Raw genomic sequence first — 6,021 nt, 5'->3', positions numbered from 1 at the left:
TTACGGTGAGGTTGGTTGCTTTTGTTTGGAGTTCTGGTTTGGCCCATAGGTGGAGGGCGATGTCGATGGATGCCCAGGAGAGGTGGTAGGCGAGGTCGTCGTCGGTGGGGTTGTCTGTGATGAGTTTTCGGTAGAGGTTGAGGGATTCGTCGCCCATTGCGATTGCTTCGTCCCAGCGGCCGGTTTGGGCGAGGAAGGCGGTGGTTGGGCTGGCTGCCCATTGTGCGAGTTGTGGTCGGTAGGTGGGGTTTTTGGTGGCGAGGGGTCGTAGGTTTTCGATGGCTTTTACGGTGAGGTTGGTTGCTTTTGTTTGGAGTTCTGGTTTGGCCCATAGGTGGAGAGCGACGTCGATGGACGCCCAGGAAATGCGGTAGACGAGGTTGTCATCGGTGGGGTTCTCCGCCGCGAGCGCACGGCAGAGCGCGATGGCCTGGGCCCCGAGCAGGTCCGCTTCGTCCCAGCGGCCGGCCATGGCGAGGAAGGCACTGGTCGGGCTGACTGCCCACTGTGTGAGTTGTTGTCGGTAGGTGGGGCTCTTGGCGGCCAGCATGGCCGCGGTGGCGGTGCCCTGGAGGGCGAGGTCGGCAGCCTTGGCCTGCAGTTCGGGCTTCCCCCACCACTTCAGGGAGACGTCGATCGCTGTCTTGGCGGCGAGGTAGGCGAGGTCGTCGTCGTTGGGGTTGTCCGCGGCGAGCTTCCTGGCGAAGGCAACGGCTTCCTGTCCGGTGACAACAGCTTCGTCCCAGCGGCCTGCTGGGCCCAGGTAGTACGTCAGGGCAACGAGTGCCTCGGCGACCTGGGGCCGGTAGCGGAGGTCCAGCTGTGCCAGCCGCCGCAGCAGGCCGCACGCCGCCTGCTGCGGCTCGATCGCCTCCGGAGCACGTTGTGCCCAGAACAACTGAGAGGCGCGCGTCTTGAGGGCGATGGACAGGAGTTCCGCACCGGCCTGCTCGCCAGTGGTCAGGACGTGGTCAGGGGCGGCCCACTCGAACACCACCAGCGGGCCGCCCAGCAGGCGCCGCGTGTAGAGCTTGCCGTTGCTCGGCCGGAAGACCGCCAGGTCAGCCTTGCCGTCCCCGTCGTAGTCGGCGGGAACCGGAAGGTCCCCGGGCCAGCCCAGGGCAGTGGTGATGGCGGCGCCGCCCGATGAGAGCTGGATGCGCCAGAGGCCGTTCGCGGGCTGCCAGACCGCCTGGTCCGCCTTGCCGTCCCCGTCGAAGTCCGCCACCAGGGTCATGGGCGCGGCCGCCGGCCCGGATGGCGGCTGTCCGCGGTAGTACTTGTACCGGATGGTGATGTACAGCTCGCTCAGGCCGGTCAGATCCAGCCTGGCGTCCTTGGCGGGTTCGAGGGTGATGCGCCACGTTGCCGCCGGGCTGCGCCCCCAGAAGGACGGCCTGGTGTCGAGGGGGTTGCTGTGGTCCAGTTTGTCGAACGACGCCTGGAGCGTGCTGGAGCGGGGGCCGGCGACCGGCTTGCGCGGACTGCCGTCCCGGTACCGGTTGGTTGCCGGGCCCGTGTGCTCGACCACGACGGTCACGCTCGGATCGGCGGCTGTGGCGCCGAGGAGCCCGACGCCCACTTGCACAACCTTCAGCTCTGAGCGGCCGGAGGGGAAATCGTCCAGGGTGAGGGCGAAGGTGGCGGTTCCGTGGTTCTTGAGCGAGGCCAGTGTCTCGGGGGCGTTCAGATGGAGGTAGCGGACGTCCGTGTCCAGGTTGTTCTGGTAGTCGGTGTACTCGTCCGTCAGAGCCGCGACCGCCAGCAGTTGGTTCGTGGGTTCCTGGTACAGGCGCAGCAGGTCGTTCACCCGGCTGTCATCACCTCGGGACAGCGGGAGATAGGCGTTCTCGACGTCGTCCGGGTGCGGGTAGCCGAAGGTGAAGGCGAAGGTGGGGGTGTGGCTGCTCAGCGTGAACAGGTCCAGTGCCCGGCAGGCGTAGAACCAGTACTTCATCAGGAGATCCATGTAGTGTTGGTTCCGGTCGATCATCCGGCGGGAGAGTTCGGCCAGTTGCGCGATGTCGTGTACCCAGCCCTCTTCGAGGTGCGTCAGCCGGCGGACGTCGTTCTCGTTGAGACTGATCTTGGCGTCGACCGTGGCCACGTTCAGCTGATTCTGGGCGACCTCCATGACCTGGAGGGAGCGTTCCCGTACCAGCTCCAACTGCCTGATCAGCAGGTCCTTTTCCTCGTTCTGCAGTTTTCCGTCGACCTTGGCGGTGAAAAGCTCGGCGAGCGTCCGGCCCGCGTCGATGAACTTCGTGGCCTGGTCACCGAGTTTCTGCAGCCCGGCGACCGCCTCCTTCGCCTCGGGGCGCAGTTCGCCGTCCTTCCACCAGTTGACCAGGTAGCTGCCGTCACGGTATTTCCCGGTTGTGGTGTCGAAGCCCTCCAGGGCCTGGCCGGTCTTGGCGAGCAGACCGGCTGCGGCGGCGAATGCCACCAGCGTGGCGCCGGCAGTGGCAATAGCGCTGGCGATGGCGGCGGCGGCCGTGGCGATCGCGATGGCGATGCCGAACACCGAGCCGAGATTGTTGCCGGGCGGAAACTCCATCCGTTCCTCGACCATCTTCTGGCGCACGGCGTCGAGTTGCTTCTGGATCGATTGCAGCTGCTGATCGAGGAGGTCAGCGCGCCCTTTGGCGTGCTTGAGCCCCGCCTCTGCCGCCGCCCGCTCCGTAGTGAGGACGCCCTTCATCTCGGTGAGGTGCTGCTTTTCCACTTCGATGAGCTGGATCTTCTTTGCTTCCGTGATGCTCAACAGCAGCAGGTTCGTCGCCGCGGTGTACACACTCAGCACCAACGGGCCCCATTCGGCGACGAATTGCTTCAGGGCCGGGAAGTCCGGGAGGATGTCGGCGTCATAGGGCACCCCGATGGGGGTCAGGTTGTTCGCGATATACTGGGACAGCTCTGTCGCGCGGGCCTGGCCCGGCGCGAGAACGAGCGCCTGGCTGAACTCGTGGCCTGCCGCCGCCCGGTTGTCCTGCCGCTCCGGCAGGCCCGGGGCGTAGCCGCGGAACAGGAACTCCCCCACTTTGGTGCGGTATTCGGCCCAGGCCCGGGCGTTTGTATCGCCGAGCTGCCCGCGCACCATGGCCCACCAGGAATCGGTGGTGTGCGCGCGGTGGACCGGCTCGACGCCTGGGCCTGCCGACGGGCCGGGAAGGCCGTCGCGGCCTTGACGCCCCGGTTCCCCGGGACCGCCCCAACCTCCGCCGCCCCTGCCGCCGTCGCCGCCATGACCGACGGCTCCGGGATCTCCTCCGCTGCCGTCGGCATACAGACCGGAGCGATCGACTGTCTCCGTCCGTATCTGTGCGCCGGTGCCTCCGACCGCTCCGTTGCCGCCGAGGCCGCCACCTCCGCCGCTGCCGGGATCCCTGCCGTCGCCGCCCTTGGGCGGCTTGGTGCCGTCCTTGCCCTGTCCGCCTTGGCCTCCGTTGCCGCCCGAGCCCCCTTTGCCACCGCGCGCGATCAGCCTGATGTCGCTCACCTTCGCGGCGAGCAGCGTGATCGGGCTGGCCGTGCCTCCGGGCGTACCGTTACCCCCGGGCCCACCCGTCTTGCCGTCGCGGCCCTCGGCGCCACCACCGGTGCCCCCGTAGTCGCCTGTCGAACCGCCGGCGCCTGCCGGGCCGGAGGTGTCGATGGCTCCGCCGTTGCCCCGGTAGATCTCGGCCACGAGCAGCAGCGGATAGCCGGTGAGGGTTAACACATATCCCGAGTCATGGGTGATCTCACGCGCGGTCAGCACCAGTCGGGTGCCGGGGGCCAGCTTTCCCGCGCGTATCTCCTCCGCCAGCGCACCGTTCACATGAATGGTGTCCCGCAGGTAGAACCAATCGGCCGCGGCTGTCTCGGCGCCGGGTGCGGGGGCCGCATCCGCGGTGCCATCGGCACTGGAGGTCATGCGGTGTTCCTCTCGTTCGGAGTGCTCGGCTGAGGGCGAGACGCGGCCTGTGTGCCGCGCGTTGCCCAGCATGGAAGCACTGCGGCACCGGCCGCACACCCTCCGGTCCGCTGTGCGGACCGCTGCCGTAAAGAGGTCGAGAATCATGCGTTCCGGCGCAGTCGGCTGCGACCTGGCCGCTGCCGGAGGGATCCGGCCGTCAGGCGGTGAACGCGGCCGCGTGATCCTCGGCCCAGACGGCGAAGGAACGGGCCGGGTGGCCGGTCAACTCCGCCACCCCGTCGGTGACTTCCAGGGGGACGCCGTCGGCGGCCTGCCACAGGGCGAGGAGCGTGTCCGCGAGGTGGTCCGGGACATGGGCGGACATCTCCCGTTTCCACTCCTCGGGGTCCACCGTCCGGACGGCGACGGTCCGCCCGGCGGCATGGCCGATGCGGGTCAACTGCTCCCGGAACGACAGTGATTCGGGCCCGGTGAGGACATGTGTGCCGCCCCGCTTGCCCGGATCGGTGAGGGCGGCGAAGGCCGCCTCGGCGATGTCCCGCTCGTGAACGGGGTCGGTGTGCGCCTCGGGGTAGGGGTGCCGTACGACGCCGGTGGTCCGGAAGGCGTGTGACCACTGGAGGGCGTTGGTGGCGAAGTGGCCGGCCCGCAGGAAGGTCGAGGCGATCGGCGAGGCGGCCAGCGCCCGTTCGGTCTCCCAGTGCGAGCGGGCGACGGCGTTGGTCGCGGCGTCCGGGGCCAGCACGCTGGACGAGGAGAGCAGCACGATGTGTCCCACCCCCGCCTTCGCGGCCTCCGCGAGGAAGGCGTCGATGCGGGACGCCTCCGCGTACAGGAACACCAAGTCGACCCCCGCCAGCGCGGCGGGGAAGGTCCCCGGATCGTCGAGGGCCAACCGCACCGACGGCGTGCCATCCGGGAGCCGGAGCTTCTCCGGAGTCTTGGAGGCGGCCCTTAGCGGGTGTCCCTGGGCGTGCAGGAGGTCGATGAGGGTGCGGCCCACACGGCCGCGGCTGCCGGTGACAAGGGTGGTCATGGTGGTGTCGCGCCTTTCGTAAGATGCTCAAGCGGCGCCGAAGGCTGCGCCGCGAAAAGATTGTGTCGCGCAAAGATCGCGTCACGCAAGTAATTTAGCGGGCATCCCGAGCATGGAGGTGGCACCGGTGCCGGAACGGGCAGAGCTGCTGCAGCGGATCATGGGCGAAAGCCGTCGGCACTACGCCGTGTACACCGTCTTCAACCAGGCCCTGGCCTGCCACTTGGGCCTGCACCCCACCGACCTCCAGTGCCTGAGCCTGCTCGAGATGGAGGACGGGCCGCTGAGCACCGGCGAGATCGCCAGACTGACCGGCCTGACCCCCGGCTCGGCCACCCGCCTGGTGGACCGCCTGGAGAAGGCCCAGCTCGCCGAGCGCCACACCGACCCCGAGGACCGCAGGCGCACTCTGGTCACCCTGGCGGGCGCCTCCCTGCACCGGGTCGGCAAGGCGTGGGACGCCCCCGGCAAAGCCTTCCGGGAGGTGCTGGCGGCCTACACGGACAAGGAGTTGGCCATCATCGGCGACTACCTCGCCCGCACCTCGGCCGTCGGCCGGGAGCAGGCCGAGCGGCTGCTGGAGGCCGGCCCGGCGGACGGGTAGTCAGCGGACGGGTAGTTCAGTCGCCCCGCAGTGCGGCGCGGACGGCGGACGCCCCGCGCTTGGCGGTGTCGTATGTGTACCTCTCCGCCCCCTCCGCGGTCTGCTCCGAGCGGCAGTCGCGGCAGTGTGTTTCGTCTGTGACGGGCCGGATCATGCGTCCGCAGTCTCCTGCGCACGGGCACAGTGACCGTGGGGGTGGTGGGGGTGTTGAGGCGAGTTGTTGCCGGATGGTGGGGATGTCGGGCATTTTGCGGGTGAGGCGGTCGCGGACCAGTCCGGCTGCCGAGTGGACGGGTTGGGGCAGGCCGAGGGTCAGGGCGTCCCGCAGGTCGCGTACCGAGGCGCCGCGCAGCAGCCATTCGCCCGCGAGCGGCGCGAGGTCGCGTACTTCGCGCCCGGTCAGGCGTAGTTGCCGCTCGGTGTGGGTGACGGCGGCCAGGGCGAGGGCGCCCCGCTCGGCCA

The 6,021-nt window shown here is 69.0% G+C and carries 3 protein-coding genes and 1 pseudogene; 1 reads left to right on the top strand and 3 read right to left on the bottom strand.

All coding sequences use genetic code 11. The annotated features are described in order from the left end of the window. A partial coding sequence (locus tag ABCR83_RS31935; protein WP_462698760.1) for an FG-GAP repeat domain-containing protein occupies positions 1–3,916 on the bottom strand: 3,916 nt, incomplete at its 3' end. Between the two features lie 199 nt (positions 3,917–4,115). Further along, entirely contained in the window at positions 4,116–4,955 is an 840-nt protein-coding gene (locus ABCR83_RS31930) for an NAD(P)H-binding protein (RefSeq protein ID WP_462698759.1), read from the bottom strand. A 127-nt stretch (positions 4,956–5,082) separates the two neighbouring features. Here ABCR83_RS31930 and ABCR83_RS31925 point away from each other — a divergent pair, with 127 nt between their 5' ends. Further along, positions 5,083–5,559, top strand: coding sequence for a MarR family winged helix-turn-helix transcriptional regulator (locus ABCR83_RS31925; RefSeq protein ID WP_462698758.1), 477 nt, complete (start codon positions 5,083–5,085; stop codon positions 5,557–5,559). Between the two features lie 16 nt (positions 5,560–5,575). Here ABCR83_RS31925 and ABCR83_RS31920 read toward each other — a convergent pair. Next, positions 5,576–6,021 (bottom strand): annotated as a pseudogene (locus ABCR83_RS31920) (hypothetical protein); the annotation flags it as partial.

The sequence above is a fragment of the Streptomyces xingningensis genome (genome assembly GCF_054957865.1).
The sequence above is the reverse complement of the archived record's forward strand: the minus strand, read 5'-3'. Positions and strand labels throughout refer to the sequence as shown.

Bases quoted from the DNA above. Each gene is read 5' to 3' on its own strand.
- ABCR83_RS31930 (WP_462698759.1), bottom strand. From the start codon at position 4,955: ATGACCACCCTTGTCACCGGCAGCCGCGGCCGTGTGGGCCGCACCCTC.